General features: G+C 70.5%; 21 protein-coding genes. 12 read left to right on the top strand and 9 right to left on the bottom strand.

Translation table 11 applies throughout. From position 1 onward, the window contains the following. Positions 1 to 4 precede the first annotated feature (4 nt). Genes Bra3105_RS13760 through Bra3105_RS13750 form a run of 3 tightly spaced genes read left to right on the top strand, consistent with a single transcriptional unit; the run spans position 5 to position 2915 of the window. Complete coding sequence (locus Bra3105_RS13760; protein WP_228357283.1) at positions 5 to 1063, top strand: ROK family protein; 1059 nt, start codon at positions 5 to 7, stop codon at positions 1061 to 1063. Then, complete coding sequence (locus tag Bra3105_RS13755) at positions 1060 to 2082, top strand: 1-phosphofructokinase family hexose kinase (protein WP_228357282.1); 1023 nt, start codon at positions 1060 to 1062, stop codon at positions 2080 to 2082. The genes Bra3105_RS13760 and Bra3105_RS13755 overlap by 4 nt, the downstream gene beginning before the upstream one ends. After that, a complete protein-coding gene (locus tag Bra3105_RS13750; RefSeq protein ID WP_228357281.1) occupies positions 2079 to 2915 on the top strand; it encodes a class II fructose-bisphosphate aldolase in 837 nt (278 codons plus the stop codon). Before Bra3105_RS13755 ends, Bra3105_RS13750 begins: the two co-directional genes overlap by 4 nt. Before the next feature lie 194 nt (positions 2916 to 3109). Here the strand turns inward: Bra3105_RS13750 and Bra3105_RS13745 are convergent, their stop codons facing one another. Together Bra3105_RS13745 and Bra3105_RS13740 are read right to left on the bottom strand one after the other, a co-directional pair. Further along, positions 3110 to 3703, bottom strand: coding sequence for a hypothetical protein (locus Bra3105_RS13745; protein ID WP_228357280.1), 594 nt, complete (start codon positions 3701 to 3703; stop codon positions 3110 to 3112). A 665-nt stretch (positions 3704 to 4368) separates the two neighbouring features. Continuing rightward, on the bottom strand, positions 4369 to 5541 hold the full coding sequence (locus tag Bra3105_RS13740; protein ID WP_228357279.1) for a Gfo/Idh/MocA family protein: 1173 nt from the start codon (positions 5539 to 5541) through the stop codon (positions 4369 to 4371). A gap of 396 nt (positions 5542 to 5937) precedes the next feature. Here Bra3105_RS13740 and Bra3105_RS13735 point away from each other — a divergent pair, with 396 nt between their 5' ends. The 3 genes from Bra3105_RS13735 to Bra3105_RS13725 all read left to right on the top strand — a co-directional run bounded on the left by Bra3105_RS13735 (position 5938) and on the right by Bra3105_RS13725 (position 9718). Beyond that, entirely contained in the window at positions 5938 to 6969 is a 1032-nt protein-coding gene (locus Bra3105_RS13735) for an ABC transporter permease (RefSeq protein WP_228357278.1), read from the top strand. A gap of 164 nt (positions 6970 to 7133) precedes the next feature. Next, positions 7134 to 7994: a carbohydrate ABC transporter permease gene (locus tag Bra3105_RS13730; RefSeq protein ID WP_407650920.1), complete on the top strand. Its 861-nt coding sequence runs from the start codon at positions 7134 to 7136 to the stop codon at positions 7992 to 7994. An 80-nt stretch (positions 7995 to 8074) separates the two neighbouring features. Continuing rightward, positions 8075 to 9718, top strand: a complete 1644-nt coding sequence (locus Bra3105_RS13725; RefSeq protein ID WP_228357276.1) for a type 2 periplasmic-binding domain-containing protein — start codon at positions 8075 to 8077, stop codon at positions 9716 to 9718. Between the two features lie 33 nt (positions 9719 to 9751). Here Bra3105_RS13725 and Bra3105_RS13720 read toward each other — a convergent pair whose 3' ends face one another. Continuing rightward, positions 9752 to 10747 carry an amidohydrolase family protein gene (locus Bra3105_RS13720; protein ID WP_228357275.1) on the bottom strand — a complete coding sequence of 332 codons (996 nt, stop codon included), beginning with the start codon at positions 10745 to 10747 and terminating at the stop codon, positions 9752 to 9754. Between the two features lie 11 nt (positions 10748 to 10758). Further along, a complete protein-coding gene (locus Bra3105_RS13715) occupies positions 10759 to 12306 on the bottom strand; it encodes an MFS transporter (RefSeq protein ID WP_228357274.1) in 1548 nt (515 codons plus the stop codon). Positions 12307 to 12592: 286 nt separating this feature from the next. Here Bra3105_RS13715 and Bra3105_RS13710 point away from each other — a divergent pair, with 286 nt between their 5' ends. Then, positions 12593 to 13453: a winged helix-turn-helix domain-containing protein gene (locus Bra3105_RS13710; protein ID WP_267061751.1), complete on the top strand. Its 861-nt coding sequence runs from the start codon at positions 12593 to 12595 to the stop codon at positions 13451 to 13453. Between the two features lie 74 nt (positions 13454 to 13527). Here the strand turns inward: Bra3105_RS13710 and Bra3105_RS13705 are convergent, their stop codons facing one another. Together Bra3105_RS13705 and Bra3105_RS13700 are read right to left on the bottom strand one after the other, a co-directional pair. Further along, on the bottom strand, positions 13528 to 15420 hold the full coding sequence (locus Bra3105_RS13705; protein WP_228357272.1) for a glycoside hydrolase family 35 protein: 1893 nt from the start codon (positions 15418 to 15420) through the stop codon (positions 13528 to 13530). Positions 15421 to 15533: 113 nt separating this feature from the next. Next, a complete protein-coding gene (locus Bra3105_RS13700) occupies positions 15534 to 16670 on the bottom strand; it encodes a CobW family GTP-binding protein (RefSeq protein ID WP_228357271.1) in 1137 nt (378 codons plus the stop codon). Positions 16671 to 16726: 56 nt separating this feature from the next. On the opposite strand from Bra3105_RS13700, the gene rpmB reads away from it, so the two are divergent. The 5 genes from rpmB to ykgO all read left to right on the top strand — a co-directional run bounded on the left by rpmB (position 16727) and on the right by ykgO (position 18304). Continuing rightward, entirely contained in the window at positions 16727 to 16963 is a 237-nt protein-coding gene (gene rpmB / locus Bra3105_RS13695) for a 50S ribosomal protein L28 (RefSeq protein WP_200502113.1), read from the top strand. A gap of 355 nt (positions 16964 to 17318) precedes the next feature. After that, the gene (gene rpmG / locus Bra3105_RS13690) at positions 17319 to 17486 is read left to right on the top strand and encodes a 50S ribosomal protein L33 (protein WP_200502114.1); all 168 of its coding nucleotides are present in this window, start codon (positions 17319 to 17321) and stop codon (positions 17484 to 17486) included. Next, positions 17486 to 17791 carry a 30S ribosomal protein S14 gene (rpsN, locus tag Bra3105_RS13685; RefSeq protein ID WP_200502115.1) on the top strand — a complete coding sequence of 102 codons (306 nt, stop codon included), beginning with the start codon at positions 17486 to 17488 and terminating at the stop codon, positions 17789 to 17791. Before rpmG ends, rpsN begins: the two co-directional genes overlap by 1 nt. A gap of 70 nt (positions 17792 to 17861) precedes the next feature. Then, positions 17862 to 18185, top strand: a complete 324-nt coding sequence (locus tag Bra3105_RS13680) for a type B 50S ribosomal protein L31 (RefSeq protein ID WP_228357270.1) — start codon at positions 17862 to 17864, stop codon at positions 18183 to 18185. Next, on the top strand, positions 18182 to 18304 hold the full coding sequence (ykgO, locus tag Bra3105_RS13675) for a type B 50S ribosomal protein L36 (RefSeq protein ID WP_200502117.1): 123 nt from the start codon (positions 18182 to 18184) through the stop codon (positions 18302 to 18304). Before Bra3105_RS13680 ends, ykgO begins: the two co-directional genes overlap by 4 nt. Positions 18305 to 18525: 221 nt before the next feature. Here ykgO and Bra3105_RS13670 read toward each other — a convergent pair whose 3' ends face one another. The 3 genes from Bra3105_RS13670 to Bra3105_RS13660 are packed head-to-tail and all read right to left on the bottom strand — an operon-like array spanning position 18526 to position 21604. Continuing rightward, positions 18526 to 19488 (bottom strand): carbohydrate ABC transporter permease, encoded by a 963-nt coding sequence (locus Bra3105_RS13670; RefSeq protein ID WP_228357269.1) that lies wholly within the window; start codon positions 19486 to 19488, stop codon positions 18526 to 18528. After that, positions 19485 to 20369, bottom strand: coding sequence for a carbohydrate ABC transporter permease (locus tag Bra3105_RS13665; RefSeq protein ID WP_228357268.1), 885 nt, complete (start codon positions 20367 to 20369; stop codon positions 19485 to 19487). Before Bra3105_RS13665 ends, Bra3105_RS13670 begins: the two co-directional genes overlap by 4 nt. Beyond that, complete coding sequence (locus Bra3105_RS13660) at positions 20366 to 21604, bottom strand: ABC transporter substrate-binding protein (RefSeq protein ID WP_228357267.1); 1239 nt, start codon at positions 21602 to 21604, stop codon at positions 20366 to 20368. Before Bra3105_RS13660 ends, Bra3105_RS13665 begins: the two co-directional genes overlap by 4 nt. Positions 21605 to 21674: the final 70 nt, after the last annotated feature.

Below are 21674 nucleotides of genomic sequence, written 5' to 3'. Positions count from 1 at the left end.
TCCGATGACGAGCACTCCGCCTCCATCCACGACGCCGCCGACGAGCCCGACGGCGCCGTCCTCGACGCGGCCGGCGCGACCAGCGCGACCGGCGCGACCGGCGCGACCGGCGCGGCCGGCGATCGGTGTCGACGTCGGCGGGACCCGCACGAAGTTCGGCGCGGTCTCCCCCGACGGCACCCTCGCGGTCCCCTATTCACTGCCCACGCCGCGCGATCCCCGCGCCCTGGGCGCGATGATCGCCGAGCAGACGGCTCGCCTGCGCGAGCAGGCGCACCTGGCCGAGAGCACCCCGGTGGGTGTCGCCGTGCCCGGCATCATCGACGAGGAGCGGGAGGTCGTCGAGCTCGCCGTCAACCTCGGCTGGGAGCAGCTCCCTCTCGGCGCGCTCCTGCGCGATCAGCTCTCCGCTCCCCTGGCCCTGGGCCACGACGTCCGCGCCGGGGGCTTGGCCGAGGCCGCCTGGGGCGCCGGGCGCCTGTTCGACCAGCGCCCCGCCGCGGGCAGCGCGGAGGCCCCGCCGCTCGCCGACCTGATCTTCGTACCCATCGGCACCGGGATCGCCGCGGCCGTGGTGCACGACGGCGCCGTCTTCGGCGACCGCTTCACCGGCGAGATCGGCCAGGTGCGGGTCGAGGAGCCGTACACGGGCCGCACGATGCGCCTCGAGGAGGTCGCCTCTGCCTCCGCCATCGGCCGACGCTTCGCCGAGCAGATCGACCCCGATGCCCGCTCCCTGGTCACCACCGACGGCGGACGCCCCGCCGCCCGCGCCGTCGTCGACCGCGCCCGCGAGGGCGATGCGGATGCCGAGAGGATTTTGTTCAGCGCCCTGGACACCCTGGGCCAGGCGCTCGCGACGATCATCTCGAGCGTCGGCACGCTGCCCGTGGTCATCGGCGGCGGCCTCGCCGAGGGCGGGCCCATCGTGCTGGACACGCTCCGGGAGTCGATCTCCGGGCGCCTGGGCGTCGTGCCCACCCCGCCGGTGCTGCCGTCCTCGCTGGGCATGTGGGCAGGCTGCCAGGGCGCCGGGCTGATGGGGATGGTGCGCGCGTCATGATCCTCGTCCTCACCCCGAACCCCGCCCTCGATGTCACGTACGAGGTCGACGGAGCGATCCCCGTCCACGGCGAGCAGCGCGTGCAGCGGGTGCGCACCGTCGCCGGCGGCAAGGGCGTGAACGTCGCCCGTGTGCTCGCCGCGCTCGGCGAGGACTCGGTGCTCGTCGGCCCCGTCGGCGGCGCCTCCGGCGAGGAGCTCGCGGGGCTGCTCGATGGGGCCGACGGGCGCGGCGGGGCCGATGCGGCCCACAGGCCCGACTGCCTCGACTCCGTCGGCGCGATCGAGCAGGCCTGGACCCGTATCGAGGGCGCGACGCGGCGCACCGTCACCGTCGTCGATCCCGACGGCGCGACCGGCTTCTACGAGCCCGGCCCCGAGCTGACGGCCGCGGAGCGGGACCAGGTCCTGGCCGACGTCCGCTCCCGAGCGCACGCCGCGGATGTGGTCGTGATCAGCGGTTCCCTGCCCCGCGGCCTGCGCGGCGAGGACGTGAGCGCCCTGGTCGCCGACCTGCGCGGGCGCGGCCGGCCTGTCGTCGTCGACACCTCGGGACCCGCTCTCCTGGACGCCGCCCGCGCCGGGGCCTCCGTGCTCAAGCCCAACCTCGGCGAGGTCCGCGCCGCGACCGGCATCGACGATCCGATCGCCGCCTGCCGCGAGCTCATCGCCCTCGGCGCGGGCATCGTCCTGTGCTCGCAGGGGCCCGACGGCATGCTCGCCGTGACGGCCGACGGCGCGCTGCACGCCCGACCGCCCCGCCCGATCCGCGGGAATCCGACCGGTGCGGGCGACGCCTCCGTGGCCGCGGCCTCCCGCGCCCTGGCCCGCGGCGATGCCCTCCCCGACCTGCTGCGCGGCGCCGTCGCGATCAGCGCGAGCGCCGTCGCCCGCCCCGTCGCCGGCGAGATCGATCCGACGCTCGCCCGCCGCCTGCTCGCCGAGATCACGGTCGAGCGCGCCCCCTCTCCCCCGTCGTCATCCCCGACCCCCTCCCCGACCCCCGTGGAGCAGCCATGACCCTCAGCGCCCTCGCGCCGCTGGCCGCCCGTGCCCGCGCCGCGCACCGCGGCCTCGCCGCCTTCAACGTCGTCCACCTCGAGAACGCCGAGGCCTTCGCCGCCGCGGCCGAGTCGACCGGTCTGCCGGTCGTCATGCAGATCAGCCAGAACGCCGCGAAGTACCACGGCGCGCTCGCGCCGATCGCCCTCGCGACCCTCGAGGTCGCCCGGCGCTGCACCCAGGACGTGGTGGTCCACCTCGACCATGCCGACGATCTCGACCTCGTGGCCGAGGCGCTCGAGCTCGGCTTCACCTCGATCATGTACGACGGCTCGAAGCTGCCCGACGCCGAGAACCGCGCGCGGACCCGCGAGGTCGTCCGCGCGGCGCACGCCCGCGGCGTGAGCGTCGAGGCCGAGCTCGGGGAGGTGGGAGGCAAGGACGGCGTCCACGACCCGTCGGCCCGCACCGACCCGGGCGACGCCGCCCGGTTCGTCGCGGACACCGGCGTGGACCTGCTCGCCGTCGCCGTGGGCTCCTCCCACGCGATGACCACGCGGGACGCGGCGCTCGACCTCGATCTGATCCGCGCGATCGCGAGCCGGGTCGAAGTGCCGCTCGTCCTGCACGGCTCCTCGGGCGTGAGCGATGCGGGGATCCGCCACGCCGTCGCCGCCGGGATGACCAAGATCAACGTCTCCACGCACCTGAACAAGGTCACCACGGCCGCCGTGCGGGACGTGCTCACGGGCGAGAAGCCCCCGGCCGACACCCGCAAGTGGCTCGGCCCCGGCCGCGACGCCGGCCGCGACGAGGCCGCCCGCCTCCTCGAGGTGATCGCAGGGCGGTGACGGCGCGGAAGCGTCCCAGGCACCAGCGCCAGCACCAACTCCCGCACCCGCACCCGCCGACGCTCCGCACCCTCCCCGGTCGATGTTGCGAAGTTGTTGGAATCGCGCACGAATTCCAACGACTTCGCAACATCGACCGGGCGCGAACAGCACTGAACTGGCGAGCGTTCGCGACCGATGCGCGGCGCACGCCCCTAGCCGTTCCAGCCGTGACGCCGGAGCGCTGAGGCCACGCGCTGGGCGGCGCGGGCAGCGCCGCTGTGAAGGTCGGTCGCCGTCGTGCGCACTTCGATCCATCCCGCATTCGTGCGTCGCTCCGTGCGTCGGATGTCCTTCGCCTGCTGATCGCGGTCGAGATGGCTAGGGCCTTCGTGCTCGGCACACACTTTCCACTTCTCCCAGTGCAGATCCGGTTCACCGAGCCACTCGTCGTCATTCCAGATCGCTACGTTGAGAGCGGGCTCCGGGAGGCTCGCGCGTCCAAGGCCCAGCCTCAGCGCCGTCTCGGCGCCCGAGTCGCTGCCGACGCGCGCGAGCGCGAGCGCCTCCCGGAGCTTCGCCGACCAGGGCCTGCCCCAGTTCGCGATCGCCGCCGCGAGCTCGCGCAGTGTGGCGTAGGGCCGAGCACGACGCTCGAATCGCGGGCGCGGCTGTCGCACCAGATGGTCGGCGGCAGCGACGAGCTCGTCGACCGTGAGCTGGGCAGCGAGATCACACCAGGTCCGGACCCTGCTGGTCAGGCGCATCTCATCGACGACGATCGTCTCTGCTGCTGCGTGCGTGCGCACGTGCCATCGGATCCACGGAGTGCTGCGGCGCGTGGTCTCAGTGCTCAGGTGGACGGGCTCCCCCTGATCGAACATCACCCGGAACGGCAGAGGCATGCCGAGGAGCTCCGCCGCTGTGGGTCCGCGGATCACCACCCTCGGTTCGTTCGTCGCGAGAGCACGCGCGAGGTGGGTCGAGGTGAGCGGAGCTCCGACTCTCAGGTACATCCCGCGATCGATCGTCTCGATGTCCTGTGCACGCAGCCGTTGTGGGGTGACGCCGGCCGTGCGCGCCTGCCGCGTCGTGAACACGGGGCCGAGTGCCGAAGGCAGCGGAGTGGGCGGGCGGGACATCCGCACATGGTGCCGTGACGATGCGGTGGCAAGGTTGCTCATCCACAGTGCGCAGGTCAGGGAGCCCGCGACGGCCCCTCCCATTTCTTCGATGCCGTCGCCTCTCCCCGCAGACTTCAACCGGAGCGAAGCTGCCGACGCCCGCGGCCTCGCGAGGCGACCACCTGATGCCGCGGTTCGACCACCGGTGGTCCGAAGCAACCACCAGGTGCCCGAGACGCTCCATGGTGCCCGCGGTCCCGCCGTTGTTGCGAACTTGTTGGAATACGGCACGGATTCCAACAAGTTCGCAACATCGACCGCCAAGGTTGGCGAGGGCGGGTGCGGGCCCCTCAGGCCTGGCCGTTGTCGAAGTAGGCGCGCACGTCGGCGGGGACCTCGGGGATGTCGTAGGGCACGCCGCCGTGGCGGATGGACTCGGCTCCGTAAACGCCGGTGGCCACGGCCTCGCGGGCGGCGATCACGGAGACGTCGGTCGCGCCGCCCTCGCGCACGAAGCGCAGGAACTCGCCCACGAGGTTGGGGTCGGCACCGCCGTGGCCACCGTCGCCGCGGTCGATGACCTCGACGGCGTCGGGGCTGCCTGGGCCGCTCCTGCGGGACTCCCAGATGTGGATCTGGTCCCCGCCGCCGTCGCCCATGTTCTCGATGCGTCCGGCGTCGCCGATCACCGTGTAGTTCCGCCAGTAGTCGGGCGTGAAGTGGCACTGCTGGTAGGAGGCGAGCACGCCGTTGTCGAGGGTCATGCTGAGCATCGAGATGTCCTCGACGTCGATCGTGGGGTTGAGCTCCTTCTGGGCGGTGGGAGGCCAGGTGGAGTCGTCGTACCAGTCCCACATGCGGCGGTCGGAGTTGTCGCGGCGGTCGCTGATGTCGCCGTAGACGGCGAGGTCGCCGATGCCGGAGACGCGGCGGGTGTAGCCGCCGGCGAGCCAGTGGATGACGTCGATGTCGTGCGCGCCCTTCTGCAGCAGCAGGCTGGTGGCCCGCGCGCGCTCGGCGTGCCAGTCCTTGAAGTAGAAGTCGCCGCCGGCGCCTACGAAGTGGCGGCACCAGATGGCGCGCACGCGTCCGATCCGGCCGGAGTCGACGATCGCCTTGAGCTGGCGGATCACGGGCATGTGGCGCATGTTGTGGCCGACGAACAGGCGCGTGCGCTTCTCCATCGCGAGCTCCAGCATGGCGTCGGTGTCCTCGACGCGGATCGCCATCGGCTTCTCGGTGAAGGTGGGGACGCCGGCGCCGAGGGTCTGCAGCGCGATCCCGGCGTGGGCGAAGTCGGGCGCCAGGATCATCACCGCATCGACCTCGTGATCGGCCAGCAGCTCGTCGACCGAGGCGACGTAGGCGACCTCGTCCCCGAAGCGCTGGCGGGCGTCCTTCCGGCCGCGCTCCGAGGGGTCGGCGACGACCGTGACCCGCGAGCCCTCCCCCGGCCGATGCGCATGCCGCGAGAGCCCGCCGCGCGCGCCGTAGCCGATGATGCCGATCCGCAGGTCCTCCACGTGGACCACTCTCCTTCGAAGTGTTGGGGTCGCCCGGATCCGGACGGCCTGCTCCTGCGCACCATCTCACCGCCTCGTGGCTGCGACTGCCAGCTTGCGCGCACCAGGAATGAGCACGAGGCGTCCGCAGCCGACCGGGTCTGCCGCCCCGTCGAGCCGAAGGGTGAACTGCGGCCCCGGGTCCGCGAACCGCTGGCCGGGTTCGAGAACCGCGAACCGTTGACGGCGGGCCCGTGGCCCGTCGGCCGCTCCCCTCGGATCCCACAGTCGTCAGATCACGATTCGGTGAATGGATTTACAGACAGACCAAGATCATTTACGGTCATGCAGAACCTGTCAAGCACCGGAGCTCGGCGGGAAGGCCGCCAGGCCGCCTCATGAACTGCGAGGAGACCCATGAGCCAGACGACGCCGGCGACGGCCGCGGAGGAGGAGGCGATCGCGTTGCGCACGCAGGGCGGGAGCAGCCCCTCGCGCCGAGGCAGGAAGGGCCGCGCACCGCGCAGGCCCAGGGAACCGTTCGGGGTGCGCCTGCGACGCGACTGGCAGATGCTCGTCCTGATGATCCCCGGGGCTCTGTGCCTGCTGCTGTTCTTCTACATCCCGATCCTCGGCAACGTGATCGCCTTCCAGGACTACCAGCCGTACCTCAAGATCACCGAGGCGCCGTACATGGCGATGCAGAACTTCATCGACCTGTTCGACGACAGCCGCTTCTTCCTCGCCCTGAAGAACACGCTGATCCTCGCGGTCGTCCAGCTCGTGCTCTTCTTCCCGGTGCCGATCGTCCTCGCCCTCGTCGTCGACTCGATGGTCACCCCGCGCCTGCGCAAGGCGTTCCAGTCGATCGTCTACCTCCCCCACTTTCTCTCGTGGGTGCTGGTCATCGCACTGTTCCAGCAGATGCTGGGCGGCGCGGGCTTCATCAACAAGTTCCTGCTGACCCACGGCATGGACGCGATCCCGTTCATGACCAACCCGAGCACCTTCCCGTTCCTGGTCGCCTTCGAGAACGTCTGGAAGGACGCCGGCTGGGGCATGATCATCTTCCTCGCGGCACTCGCGAGCATCGATGCCTCGCTCTACGAGTCGGCCGCGGCCGACGGCGCGGGGCGCTTCCGCCGCGCCTGGCACATCACGCTGCCGGGCATGCGCCCCGTGATCGTGCTGCTGCTGATCCTGAACCTGGGCTCGATCCTCACCGTCGGCTTCGAGCAGTTCATCCTCCAGCGCGACGCCGTGGGCGCCGATGCCTCGGAGGTCCTGGACACCTACGCCTACTACACGGGCGTGATCGGCGGCGACTGGTCGATGGGCGCGGCCGCAGGGCTCGCGAAGGGCGTGGTCGGCACGATCCTCGTCCTGCTGGCCAACAAGTTCGCCCACATGCTCGGCGAGGACGGCATCTACCGAGGGAGCGCACGATGAGCGAGCACACGACCATCCCGGCCCCCGAGGTCGACGAGAACGACGTCGCCGGACCGTCGGCACGCCCGTCGGCCGGCCCATCGGCCCGCCCCGTGAGGGACGACCGCTCGCTGCACGAGCGGATCTGGTCGCGCATCTTCGGCCGCAGCGAGCGCGCCGCCTGGATGGAGAGACCCTCCCCCGGCCTGTCGGTGCTCAAGGGCCTCCTGATCGCCGTGGTCACCATCTCGATCGTGGTGCCGATGATCGTGGTCGTCTCGACCTCGTTCGCCTCGAGCGACCAGATCCGCGACGCCGGCGGCTACGTCCTGTTCCCGACGGACCCGACGCTCGAGGCCTACCGCACGATCTTCAAGAGCCCGCTGGTCTTCCGTGCGATCGGCGTGAGCGCGTTCATCACCCTCGTGGGGACGCTGCTCGCGCTGTTCGTGACGATCACGATGGCCTACGCGCTCAGCCGTCCGGTGCTCTTCGGCAAGCCGATGCTCATGGCGATCATCGTGACCCTGTTCTTCAGCCCCGGCCTGATCCCGATGTACCTCATGGTGAAGGAGCTGCACCTGCTGGACACGATCTGGTCGCTGATCCTGCCCGGCCTGTTCGCGGGCTTCAACTTCATCGTCATGCGCTCGTTCTTCATGGGCATCCCGAAGGAGCTGCTCGAGTCCGCAAAGATCGACGGCGCCAGCGACTTCACGATCCTGATGCGGATCGTGCTGCCCCTGTCCAAAGCGGTCATCGCCGTGATCGGCCTGTTCTACGCGGTGGGGTTCTGGAACTCGTTCTTCAACGCCCTGCTGTACATCAACGACCAGTCCCTGTGGCCCATCCAGATGATCCTGCGCAGCTACGTCATCCAGGGCTCCTCGATGACCGCGGACGCCCTCGGCGTCTCGCAGGCCCCGCCCCCGCAGTCGATCAAGATGGCCGTCGTCGTCGTGGCGCTCGCGCCCATCGTGGTCGTCTACCCGTTCCTCCAGAAGTACTTCTCCAAGGGCGTCATCACCGGCGCTATCAAGGGCTGATCAGCGCAGACGCCCTCTGCATCTCTCCCCCCCCCTCACTCCGCGACGGAATCGCCGCGGCCCCGATGAAAGGACACACCATGAGCTTCGAGATCGGACGTCGCCGGCTCCTCGCCGCAGGAGGCGCCGCCGCGGTCGCCGTCGGCGCCGGCGCCTGCACCGCGAGCTCCAGCCGGTCCGGCGGTGCCAAGAAGTCGGCCGAGGTCGAACTGCCCACCTACAAGGCGCTCGACGGCCTCGCACCGGATCTGAAGGGCAACGAGAAGGGCCTGCACAACGTCTTCCTGAAGGCGCCCGAGAAGCTGCTGCGGACGACCGAGAAGAAGCCGATCACCTCGGGCACGATCTCGGCACTCACCCAGACCTTCGCGACGCCCCCGCCGCCCATGAAGTCCAACCCGTTCTGGAAGAACCTGAACTCGGAGCTCGGCGGCACGCTGGACATGCAGGTCGTCATCGACTCCTACCCGGACAAGTTCGCGACGATCCTGGCCTCCGGCGACCTGCCGGACCTCATGTGGGTCCCGCCGAACCAGGGCATCCCGAACATCGGCCCGATGCTCGAGTCCCAGTTCACCGACCTCACGGAATACCTCTCGGGCGATGCCGTCCTGGAGTGGAAGAACCTCGCAGCGCTCACTCCGAGCTCGTGGCGCACCGCCGTGGTCAACGGCAAGATCTGGGGCGCGCCGATCCCCTCGACCCCGTTCGGCCAGGTCTACCTGGGCAATCCCGAGGTCTGGAAGGAGGTCGGCGGCTTCCAGTCGAACGACGCCGACGAGTTCCTCGAGAAGTGCAAGGACGTGTCGATCAAGGGGAAGCGCTGGGCGCTCGAGCCGTTCCTGCCCAACGCCTTCCACATGTTCGGCGAATGGTTCGGCGTGCCCACGGGCTACCGCGTGAACGAGGACCGCACGCTCACCGCCTCGCAGCAGACCGACGAGTACCTCGAGACGCTGGAGTACGCGCAGAAGGTCTTCAAGGCCGGCGTGTTCTACCCGGACCTGAACCTCGCCGAGTCCTCGCAGTACTTCGCCAACGGCACGATCGGTGCGATCGTCTCCGTCGGTCCCCGCGGCGCCTCCGAGTACCGCCACTACAACAAGGACCTGCTGGCCGACATCCTCATCCCCTTCCCTGCGGACGCGGACCGCACCCAGGTCTACGACATGGGCTACGGGACCGTGGGCTTCACGCCGTTGAAGAAGACCGACGACGAGAAGAAGATCCGGGAGCTGCTGGACCTCATCAATTACCTCTCGGCGCCCTTCGGCACCGAGGAGTACATGACGGTCAACTGGGGCCGCGAGGGCCAGGAGTACGAGGTCGAGGACGGCAACTACGTCCTCACCAAGGACGGCGAGACCAACGTGCCCGGGCTCCAGAGCGCTCTGCAGATCATGGCAGCCGGCGAGGGCGTCGTCTACAACCCGATCGCCGACGACTCCGAGTACATCTACGCGCAGGAGAAGAAGCTGCTCGAGCACGCCTCGCAGTCCCCGATCAAGGGGCTGTACTCGGACACGGCCTCCTCCAAGGGCACGGAGCTCAGCACGCGCCTGAACGACGTGCGCGACGACGTCATCCAGGGCCGCAAGACCATCGACGACTTCACGAAGGCGCTCAAGGCCTGGGAGGACGGCGGCGGCAAGAAGATCCTCGAGGAGTATGCCGAGGTGCTCCCCGCGGACGTCCCTGTCACCAAGGACCCGAAGAAGAAGTGAGTTTCTGAGGGGCGTCCTGCCCACGGTCGCCCCTCAGATCCTCCCGCCGTACAGGCGCTCGGCGTTGCCGCGCAGGATCCCGGTGATCGCCTCGTCGTCCAGCTGCGCGGAGCGCACGTAGTCGACCGCGCGCACATACTTCTCGCGTTGGAAGTACGGATGGTCCGAACCGACCATGATCCGCGAGGCGCCCAGCACCTCTGCGGTCATCCGCAGCGACGGCTCGGAGAACTTCGCCGCATCCACCATCAGGGAGGCGAGCGTCGTCGACGGCGAGGCCGGGAACGCGTTCCAGTCCTCGTAGTTGTCCTCGAGCCGCCGGACCAGGAACGGCAGATCGCCGGCCAGGTGGGCGATGTGCAGGGTGAGACGAGGGAACCGCTGCGGGATTCCCGCCTTCATCAGCTGCAGGGTGGCGATGGCATCCTCGACGGGTGCCCCGTTCACCCAGTCCAGGCCCCAATCCGTGATCAGCGGGGATCGAGCTCCGCTCCCGGTCGCATGGATGTTCACCACCGTCCCGAGCGCGTCGAGAGCGGCCCACACCTCCTCGAAGGCTGCGTCGGCCGGGGAGGCGCCGTCGGGTAGCACCGCCGGCAGGGAGATGCCGACGACCCCTTCCCCGCCGGCGATCCGCTCGAGCTCGCGCAGCGACGCCTCCACGTGCGGCAAGGGCAGCGCGCCGTACAGCAGGAACCGATCCGGGTGCGCACGCCGGATCCTGTCGTACTCGTCGTTGATCCAGCGGGCCGCGACCGCGGAGGCCGAGGGGTCGGGGAGCGACGGGCTCTGAGGCGTGACGGCGAGGACCTGGACGCCGACCTGGGCGGCATCCATCCAACGCAGCCGTTCGGACAGGTCCGCGTCGCTGGAGTCGGCGCCCAGGTTCCGGGCGATGGCCGTCGTCGAGGGATCGGCCCCGCACTCCTCGAGCAGATCGAGGTAGGCGGCCGGGTAGACGTGCGCATGCGTGTCGATCGCTCCGTCGGCGAGCGCACCCGAACGCGCGGTCGATGCGTTCGTGGTCATGGAAGACTCCTTCATCGTTCCGCGGACGGCACGGTGCCATCATGCCTCTCGCCCGGCCGACGGGCGAACGACGCGAGCACTGTGCTGACCGCGCTGAGTACGAGGCCGATCAGGGCGATCGTCCCGAGCGAGGCGGCCGACGGGACGATGCCGCCGTCGACCTCGGCGACCAAGCCGGCGGTGATCGCTGCGACCAGTGCGCTCGCGATCGCCGAGCCGATGGCGCGCATGAGCGCGTTGACCCCGTTGGCCGATCCCGTCTCGCGCGGCGGCGCGTAGCGGACCACGAGCATGGGCATCGCCGCGTACGCGATGCCCACGCCGATGCCGATCAGGGTGGTCCACACGATCGTGACCGGTGCGCTCGGCGTCACGAGCAGGCGCAGCAGATACCCGAGCGCCGTGACGACACCGCCGATCTCGAGGACGGGACGAGGGCCGAACCGTGCGGCCAGCCGGGCCGTGAGCGCCGCCACGGCGAACATGGCCGCCGCGTTGGGGAGCATCGCGAGACCTGCGGCGCTCGCGCTCCACCCGAAACCGCCCTCGGTCGTCGGATTCTGCAGGGTGCGGGTGGTCAGGAGAAGATTCATGAACATGAGGATCCCCATCAGGATCGAGGCGGCGTTCGTGAACAGCAGCGGACGCGAGCCCGAGGTGCGCAGGTCCACCAGCGGCGACGTCTGACGCAGCTCGAACGCGCCCCACGCGACGGCGGAGACGACGCCGACGAGCAGGCTGCCGAGCGACGCGAGACTCCCCCATCCCCATGTGTTCCCCTGCGACACGGCCAGCAGCAGAGACGTGAGTGCGATGGACAGGAGCACCGCACCCACCAGATCGAAGCGGCCACGAGGATCGGCGGGCGCGCTCGCGGGGAACACGAGGGCGATGAGAAGGATCGCGGCCACGGACAGCACAGCGGAGGTCCAGAACATCCCCGTCCAGCCGATGGTCGAGAGGATCACGCCGCCGAGCGGCACACCGATCCCCCCGCCCACGCCGAGCGTCGCCGAGAGGATCGCGAGCGCCCCACCGACGCGGTGCGGCGGCAGACTGTCCCGCATCTGCGCCATCGCGACGGGCACGAGAGCGGTGCCCAGCCCCTGGAGTGCACGTCCGAGGACGAGCGTCCCGATCCCTCCCAAGGGTGCGATGACGGAGCCGAGCAGCACGAATGCCATGGACAGCACGAGCATGCGGCGCTTGCCGAACAGGTCTGCAAGGCGACCGATGATCGGGGTCGCGACCGCACCGGTCAGCAGCGTCGCGGTCACCAGCCAGCCGACCGCCTCCTGCGTGGTGCCCAGGAGTGCCGGGAACTGCGGCACCGCCGGCACGACGAGCGTCTGCTGGAGCGCGACCACGAGACAGCCGAAGGCCGCGACCGCGATCAGGAGCCCGTGAGGAGCGGTCGCCGGTGCAGTGCTGGGGCCGGCCGGATCGTCTCGGGGCCCTGAACCGCCCGGATCCGCACTGCGGGCGCGTCTGTCCGGAGCATCGGCAGATACGGGATCGAGGGCGCCGGCGGAATGCGCGCCGGTTGCAGTGCGTGGCATGAGCTTCTCTCCGAGGTGGTGCGAGTTCCGGTGCGCGCGCCGCGCATCGGCCGTCCTGACGCCCTCGATCCCAGCGCGGTGACGCCCCGTACCGGTGGAACTCGCACGTTTCCGGCAGACTGACAGCCGAACTCCACCTGAGCCACCCAGAAGGAGCGTCATGGCCGCAGAACCGTCACTCCCGCCGGAGCGGGCACGGCACTCCGGGGCGAGCGCGGGGCGGCCCCTCCACCACGGGTCGTCAACCGGCGTCCCCCGAGGTCCCCTGTCCGTCCGACTGGACCCGATGGACAGGCGTCTGCTGACGGCTCTGGATCGGGACCCGGGGGCCAGCATCGTGGAGCTCGCCGGTCGACTGGACGTCTCCGAGCGCACCGTCGCGCGCCGACTGCACAGGATGATCCGCGCGGACGTCGTCCGGATCCTGGGGCGCACTCTGCCCGGGTTCGGGGGTCGTCTCGCGCGCCTGGTCCGCGCGCAGGGGCCGACGCCGGCGCTCGCGCACCTGGCCGGCGACATGGCGAGACATGACGAGAGCCGGTGGGTGCGCCTCTCAAGGGACGGTGGGGAGCTGATGTGCGGGTTCGTGGTGAACGCCGACGAATCTGCCGATCCCCTGCAGGCAGCGGCCGCGGAGACGCCTCGGCTGCAGGTGCAGGCGCACGACCTGTTGGAGGTGTGGGGCGGCTCCGCGGACGCCGTGCTCTCCCCGACCCGGGAGCTCGAACCTGTGGACCGCGAGATCCTGGCGGCCCTCGCCCACGACGGCAGGATGCGCAGCGAGACCCTCGCCAGACGCATCGGCGTGGACCGCAGCACCGCATCCAGGCGCCGACGGCGCCTGCTCGAGGAGGGGGTCCTCTACCTCGAGGCGGACATCCACCCGGCCGCGATGGCCGAATCAGGAGACGCCATGCTCTGGATGCACATCGCACCGGGGAGGATCCGCGAGCTCGGCCGTTCCCTGCGCTCGCGCCCCGAGGTGCGGTTCGCCGCCGCGACGAGCGGCCCGTGCACGATCGTCGCCAACGTCGCGCTGCCGGATCGTTCCGACCTGCTGACCTTCGTCGACGAGCAGCTGGCGGGCCAAGGGGTCGCGCACTGCGAGATCGTCACCATGGGACGCGTGTTCAAACGCGCGGGGTGAGGCGACAGGGGGCTCGAACGCGCCGATGCCGGCGCCGACGAGGAACGACCCGAGGGACCGCCTTCACCCGACGGTCAGTCGAACAGCGGCCGGTCCACCAGGCCGAGGCGGCTCGGCACCCGATCGAGATCCAGCAGCAGCACCTCGTTGCGGCCCTCCCGGATCCAGGGCGAGGGCACGTAGAGCGACTGCTGCGGCCCGATGCTCCAGTAGCGACCGACGCAGTGACCGTTGACGTATGCGACGCCGTGTCCCGCGGCGGAGACATCGAGGTGGACGTCCGCCTGCTGCTCGGCCTCGAAGGAGGCGGCGACGAGCACGGGGAGGGCGTCCGCCTCGGCAGCACTGTCCGGAGCAGCCTCGACAGACGGCAGGTCGGTGGCCACTCGGGCGAGCTCCTCCCCCATCTCCTCGAGCGGCCAGGGATCGGCCTCCCAGTCGCCGAGGAAGCGCACGCGGTCCCAGACGCCGCGCAGGATGCCCTTGCGTCCCCCGAGATAGGGGCCGAAGTTCACGCGTCCCAGGTTCTCCACGAGGATCTCGACGCGCACCGTGCGGTGCCCGCCCTCGGGCAGCAGTCGGTCGACGAACGGTGCGAGCTCGACGACGGCGGGATCGGTCTCCCCGGCCAGTCTCCCGTCGACCGCGCCCTGCGCGCCGATGCCCGCGGAGCCGACCGCGACCCCGTCGACGTAAACCCATGCGCGGTCGGTGAGGCCGAAGAGCTGCAGGGGCGCGAGGGTGCGGGTGCCGTCGGCGCGGTCGATGGCCTCGATCTCGACGTCCCGTGAATACCGGAGGATCCCGCGCTCGAGGCCGAGGTCCTCGGAGGCGGGCGGCACGACGTGGGTGGGGGCGGTGCGGGTGAAGCGCTCGGAGGCGCGCAGCGGCACCACGCGCTCGATCTGGACCTCGCGGGCGCCCAGCGCGGCCGGCTCCGCGTCGAGGCCCAGCTCGGCCAGCTGCTCGGCGAGCGGGGGCAGGTCCCGGTGGTGGCCGATGACCTCGCGGAAGGCGTGGAACTTCTCGGTGACCCGGCCATCCTCGGCGATCGGGGCGTCGTAGTCGTAGCTCGTGGTCGTGGGCTGCAGGACCCCGTCGTGGTTCGCACCCGCGGTGAGCCCGAAATTCGTGCCGCCCAGCGCCATGTAGAAGTTCACGCTCATGCCGGCCGCGAGCATGTCCTCGAGCTCGGCGGCGGCGCTGCCCGCATCCCGGCTGTGGTGCTCCTCGCCCCAGTGGTCGAACCAGCCGTTCCAGAACTCCATGCACATCAGGGGCTGTGCCGGCAGCTCGCGCTGCGCCATCTCGAGGACGTCCCGCGTGCGGGAGCCGAAGTTGATGGTGGGCAGCGCGCCGTCGATCGTCCCGGCGGTCAGCCACATCCGCGCGGGGCCGTCGGACGTCACCAGCAGCTCCTCGATGCCGCGGGCGCGCAGGCCGTCGCGCAGGTGCGCGAGGTAGAGGGTGTCGTCGCCGTAGGAGCCATACTCGTTCTCGACCTGCACCATCACCACGTTGCCGCCGCGGCACGCCTGCCGCTGCGCGATCACGGGGATCAGGCAGTCGAACCAGTCGTCGACGAGCCGCAGGTAGGCCGCGTCGTGCACGCGCAGACGCATCGCGCGGTCGCGCAGCACCCAGCCGGGGAACCCGCCGTTCTCCCACTCGGCGCAGATGAAAGGGCCCGGCCTCACGATCGCGTCCAGCCCCTCCTCGGCCGCGATGTCGAGGAAGCGACCCAGGTCGGCGATGCCCTCGAAGGTGACCGTCCCGGGATCGGGCTGGTGGATGTTCCAGGCGACGTACGTCTCGACGGTGTCGCAGCCCAAGGCGACCAGGCGGCGCAGGCGGTCGCGCCACTGATCGGGGTGGACGCGGAAGTAGTGGATCGCGCCGGAGACGATCCGGTGGGGCTCGCCCCCGCGGAGGAAGCCGTCGGGCGTGGGCTCGAGCAGGGCAGGCATCGTCGGGAGTCCTCTCGGTGAACCGTTCTACCGGCTCCAGTCTTCCACGGCCCGGAGCGGGGAGGAGCCGCCGTCGGGCGAGGGCGGGGCGAGCCACCGCCCGCCCCGCTCCCTCAGGCGGCGGCCTCGCGCTCCCCGAGCCACGGGGCGAGCCGGTCCTCGACGCCCAACCACGGGGCGAGGCCGTCGGCCCATTCCTCGGGGGTGAGCAGGATGCGGCCGAAGGCGCGGCGCACGCGCTCGGCGTCGGCCGGCCCCACGCCTGTGACGACGAGCCGGGTGGTGGGCAGCTCGCGGCCGGCGTCGGCGATCGCGCCGATCGAGACCTGGCCGCCGGCGCCGTCCCACTGGCAGATCGTGCCGGGGCGGTCGGGGACCCAGAAGCGGCCGCGGCCGCGCAGGCGGCCCGCGCCGAGCTCCTCGATGTGCTCGAGGAGGCGATCCGGGTGGAAGGGCCGGTCGGAGCTCAGGTCCAGGGTCCAGGTGCCGTGCGCGGTGGGCCCGCCGTAGGGAGACACGCGGCGGGGATCGCGGCGCGCCTCCGCCCGCGCTCGGGAGTGGCGGCCCAGCAGCAGGGTCTTGGGGTGCAGCGTGTGCATCGAGGCGGCGACCTGCTGCTCGGGCGCGCGGAGGTGCTCGATGAGCTCACGGGCAGCGCCGTCGGTCCCGTCGAGGACCAGCAGATCGGCGTACTCGATCTGGGCGGCGAGGGCCTCGCCCACCGCGCGCTCGTCGCCGTCGGCCCATTGCAGCCCGCGCTCGGCGAGGGTGTCGTCCTCGAGGAGATCGTGCACAGCGGTGCGCGTGTCGACCACGGCGGCCGAGGCACCCAGGTGCCAGCCCTGCCGTCCGGGCAGGATGGTGCGCACGACCACCTCGGGGTCGGCGCTGATCGGCGGGGCGAGCAGCAGCCCGTTCCAGCGGCTCTCGGCGGCGAGGCGCGCGAGCAGGGGGATCGCGTCCTCGCGCATGGCGCAGGAGACGCAGGGGTGGCCGAGCTCGACGAGCGAGTCGTCGATCACGCGCTCGGCGTCGCCGAGGACGCGGCGCAGCGCACCGTGCTCGGCGTCGACGTCGTAGCGCAGGGCGAGCATGCCGGGGCGCTCGAGCAGCAGGCTCGTGACCAGCACGTCCCTCAGGACCGGGTCGATCGAGGAGATCAGGCTGACCGGAAGGGAGCCGGTATCGGGCACGGGGCGGAGCGGCCCGTGGGCGTCGGGGCCACCGTGTGCGGCATCGTTCGCGGACATCGGTCGCGACCTCACTTCTTGACGAGAATGATTATCAGTAGCTAGTCTGCTCCATCATGACCCAACGTTGTCAAGTCACCGGCGCCGTGCCGCGGATGGGACGGAACGTCTCCCACTCCCACCGCCGCACGCCCCGCCGCTTCAGCCCGAACATCCAGCACAAGAAGTACTTCGTCCCCTCGCTCGGCCGCACCGTGCGGCTGACCCTCTCCGCCAAGGGCATCAAGATCATCGACCAGCGCGGCATCGACGCGGTGGTGCAGGAGATGCGCGCGCGGGGCGAGAAGGTCTGAGGGCCGAGGGGCCGAGGGGCCGAGGGGCCGAGGGGCCGAGGGGCCGAGGGGCCGAGGAACCGGCGGGCCAAGGGCCCGTGGGTCCATGGGTCCGACGGCGATGTGACGTGCGAGCACCTCTGACATCGAAACGGGGTCGCCGGGCGTCGTACCGGGCACGGAAGGAACGGGGCGCGCGATCTCATGCAGGCGGCCCCGCCTCCGCCGAGTCGAGCACCGCCTCGCGCAGAGCCCTCGCGGCCCCGCTCCTCGATCTCCAGTCCTCACCACCCCCGCGCGGGGCCGTCGGCCGTAGACCTGCAGCCCCCGGCCCGCGCATCCCGATCCACCCATCACGACCCGCAGGAGGGCACCCATGAGTCGTCGCAATGACGTCCGCCAGACCGTGAAGATGCGTTCCACGGCAGGTACCGGTTTCACGTACATGACCACCAAGAACAGGCGGAACACCCCCGACCGCCTCACCATGCGCAAGTTCGATCCGCGCGTGCGCGAGGTCGTCGAGTTCCGGGAGGAGCGCTGATGGCCAAGACCTCGAAGATCGCAGCCGACGCGCGCCGACGCGCCGTCGTCGCCAAGCACGCCGAGCGCCGGGCCGCCCTCAAGCGGACCCTCAAGGACCCGGCCTCCTCGCCCGAGGAGCGCGCCGACGCCCAGCGGGCCCTGCAGACGCTCCCCCGCGACGCGAGCCCGACGCGCCTGCGCAACCGCGACGCGATCGACGGCCGCCCCCGCGGCCATCTGCGCCGCTTCGGCCTCTCGCGCGTCCGCTTCCGGGCCGCCGCCCACCGCGGCGAGCTGCCCGGCATCACCAAGTCCAGCTGGTGAGCCGCGGCCGTCGGCCGATGCGCCGGCGGCCCGACCCGCCCATCCCCCTGCCACCTCGAAGGAGGCCCGCATGAAGAACGGCATCCACCCCGACTACCACCACGTCGTGTTCCGCGACGCGGGGGCCGGTCATTCGTTCCTGACCCGCTCGACCGTCACCTCGGACAAGACCGTGCTCTGGGACGACGGCCGCGAGTACCCCGTCATCGACGTGGAGATCTCGTCCGCCTCCCACCCCTTCTACACGGGCAGCGCCCGCGTGGTCGACACCGCCGGTCGCGTCGAGAAGTTCCGCCGCCGCTACGGCTCGAAGTCCGCGGGCGCGCAGAGCACCGGCCCGCAGAGCGCCGGCTCTCGGAACGCCGACGCACCCACCCAGGAGGCCACCCGATGAAGGTCCGCAACTCGCTGCGCGCGCTGAAGAACCTGCCCGGATCGCAGGTGGTCCGTCGACGCGGGCGCACCTACGTGATCAACAAGAGGAACCCCCGCCTGAAGGCCCGACAGGGCTGACCCGGAGGCCTTCGCGGCCCGTATCCGAGCGTCGGTGCGGGTCTGCGGACCATTCACGCCGCTGAATGGTCCACAGACCCGCCCGCACCGTGGGGCTGCCCGTCCTCCAGAGCGGCAGGACGACGGGCCCGAGAAGATGTGAGGGTGGCGAGCCAAGATCCACGGATCCTGGTTCGCCACCCTCATATCTCTTGGGCGCGGGCCGACGGCGCCGCCGGGCGTCAGCCCTTGACGGATCCCTCGGTGAGGCCACCGCGCCAGAAGCGCTGCAGCACGATGATGAGGATCGCCAGCGGGATCACCGAGAGCAGCGCGCCGCCCACGGTGAGCTGGTAGAACTCCGGCAGACGATCGGTCTGGGCCCGCCAGTTGTTCAGCCCCAGGGTGATCGGGTAGAGCTTCTCATCGGCCAGCATGACCAGCGGCAGGAAGTAGTTGTTCCAGATCGCGACGAACTGGAACAGCAGGATCGTCACCATGGCGGGCACCAGCTGGCGCAGCACGATGGTGTGGAAGATCCGCATCTCGCTCGCGCCGTCGACGCGGGCGGCCTCGAGGACCTCGTCGGGGATGGCCGCGCTCGCGTAGATGCGGGCGAGGAACAGTCCGAAGGGGCTCAGCAGCGAGGGGATCAGCACCGACCAATAGGTGTTGGTGAGCCCGATCTTGCTGAACACGAGGAACAGCGGCAGCGCGGTCGCGGTGCCGGGCACCAGCACGCCGCCCAGGACGAACGCGAAGATCGCGTTGCGGCCGGGGAACTCGAACTTGGCCAGGGCATAGCCCGCGGCAACCGCGAAGTAGGTCGCGAAGATCGCGCCCACCCCGGAGTACAGCAGCGAGTTCAGCGCCCAGCGGGGGAAGGCCCCGCCGTTGGCCGTGAGCACGTCGCCCAGGTTCGAGAACAGCTGGAAGCTCTTGCCGAGCCAGAAGCCGTTGGTGCCGAAGAGGTCCTCGGTGGACTTCGTGGCGTTGACGATCACCCAGTACACCGGCACCAGGAAGTACAGCGCGACGATCACCAGGATCGCGGTGACGATGATGGTGGTGGTCGGCTTCGTGCCGGCATTGCGGGACTCGCGTGCCCCCTTGCCTGCCTTTGCGCGCTTCGTGTGCGCGGTCTGCGCGCCGGAGCTCGGGTTCGGCTGCGCGGACGGGTCCTGCGTCTGCGTCGAGGTGCTCATGACTTCCTCCCCAGACGGTTGGAGATGCCCAGTGCGGCGGCCGAGAGGATGAACGCGGCGAGGGCGATGATGACCGCCTCGGCCGAGGCCATGCCCAGGTCGTTGTACTGGAACGCGTACGCGTAGGCGGACAGGTTCGGGGTGTACTCGGAGTTGATGCCGGAGCTCATCGAGGAGAGCACCTGCGGCTCGGCGAACAGCTGCAGCGTGCCGATGATCGAGAAGATGATCGTGAGCATGAGCGCCGGGCGGATCAGGGGCAGCTGGATCGAGGTGACCACGCGCAGCGGCCCGGCCCCGTCGATCTTCGCGGCCTCGTAGATGTCACCGGGGATCGCCTTCAGCTGGGCGATGATGATGAGCATGTTGTAGCCGGTGTAGGTCCAGGTCACGATGTTCGCGATCGACCACAGCACCACGTTCGGGCCCAGGAAGTCGACGTCGATGCCGACCCAGCCCAGCACGTCCACGATCGGGCTGAGGCCCGGGACGTAGAGGAAGGACCACAGGATCGTCGCGATCACGCCGGGGATGCCGTAGGGCAGGAAGTAGGCGGCGCGGAACAGGCCCGGCCACTTGGCGCTCGCGCTCTCCAGCAGCAGGGCGAGGATCGTGGAGGCGACGATCATGACGGTCACCTGCACGACGCCGAACAGCAGCATCCGCAGGATCGAGTCGGTGAAGTTCTGGTTGGTCAGGGCCGCGAGGTAGTTCTCCAGGCCCGCGAAGCGGCTGACGGCACCGTCCTCGCCGACCAGTCCCGTGCGCTGCACGGTCATGAAGGACTGCACGATCGCGATGACGATCGGTAGCACCATGGTGAACAGGAACAGCAGCAGGAAGGGCGCCATCAGCACCCAGGGAGCGCTCTTGCTTCTCATTTGGAGATCTCCACCTTCAGGCCGATCTTGCGCATGATCTCGGCGATGTCCTCCTGGGCCTGCGGCAGCATCTTGACGAAGGTGTTGCCTCCGCCGACGACCTCGAGCATGCCGTCGCCGAGACGGGCGTTGATCCGCTGCATGAGCGGCGCCCAGGTCCAGTCGAGGTTCTGGCCCTTGGCCATGGGCTGGATGACGTCGACGTTGTAGTTCTGTCCGGAGAAGAACTCGCTGGGCTTCTCGCGGGTCTTGCCGATGTAGTCGGCGGCCGGCGACCAGCCGATGCCCGAGTTCTTGATCATGGCGTCGATCCCGTCGGGGTCGGTGCACATCCAGCGCAGGAACTCGAGCGCCTCGGCCGGGTGCTTGCTCGTGGACAGGACCGCGGCCGACGAGCCGCCGAGGCCGCCGGAGGCGTAGCCGTCCTTCCAGCGAGGCATGTCGGCCACGGCCCACTTGCCCTTGCCGCCGGGGACGGTCTCGATGAGAGCGTCTCCCCAGGAGCCACCGACGTACGAAAGCACGTCACCGGAGCCGGCGGCGGCGTACCACGGGGTCGAGAAGGGGCCGTAGCCGGTGGAGACGAGCTTGTCCGAGAAGATTCCGTCCCAGAACTCGGCCATCTCCATGGTGGGGTCGTCCGCCATGTTCAGCACCCAGGTGTCGTCCTGGGGCTCGAACCAGACGGAACCGCGCTGCATGGCCCAGAACGGCAGAACGGAGCCGTCACCCGGGTCGAGGGTCATGATGGTCTTGCCGGCCTTGGAGACCTCTTCGGCGGCGGTGCGGAACTGGTCCCAGGTCTTGGGCGGGGTCAGGCCGAGGTCGCCCTCGAAGACGTCCTTGTTGTAGAACATCGCGCCGGGTCCGGTGTCCTGAGGGACGGCCCAGAGCGAGTCGCCGACCTTGATCTGAGCGAAGGCGCCAGGGTCGAAGGACTTCTCGTCGTCGGCGAAGCCGTAGCGCCCGAGCTCCGTGAGGGCCCCCGCGAGGGCGAACTCGGGCACGGAGCGCAGCTCGACCTGGGCGATGTCGGGTCCGCCGCCGGCGGCGACGGCACTCAGCAGCTTGGCGTAGCCGCCGCTGTCGCCGCCCGGGATCCAGGTGGCGTTGACCGTGATGCGGTCCTGGGAGGCGTTGAACTTGTCGGCGACCTTCTGGAGGTCCTTCAGCCAGGCCCAGTAGGTCAGGGTGACGGGCCCGTCCGACGGGGGGATGACCGCTTCCGCGTTCACCTTCCCGGCGCCGGTGGGGGCACATGCCGCGAGGCCCGCGGCGAGGGCTGCAGCGCCCCCGGCGAGGGCC

The sequence above is a fragment of the Brachybacterium halotolerans subsp. kimchii genome, assembly GCF_020792675.1.
GTDB classification, from domain to species: Bacteria; Actinomycetota; Actinomycetes; order Actinomycetales; family Dermabacteraceae; genus Brachybacterium; species Brachybacterium halotolerans.
Note: the sequence above shows the minus strand (reverse complement) of the source record. Positions and strands in the feature narration are given on the sequence as shown.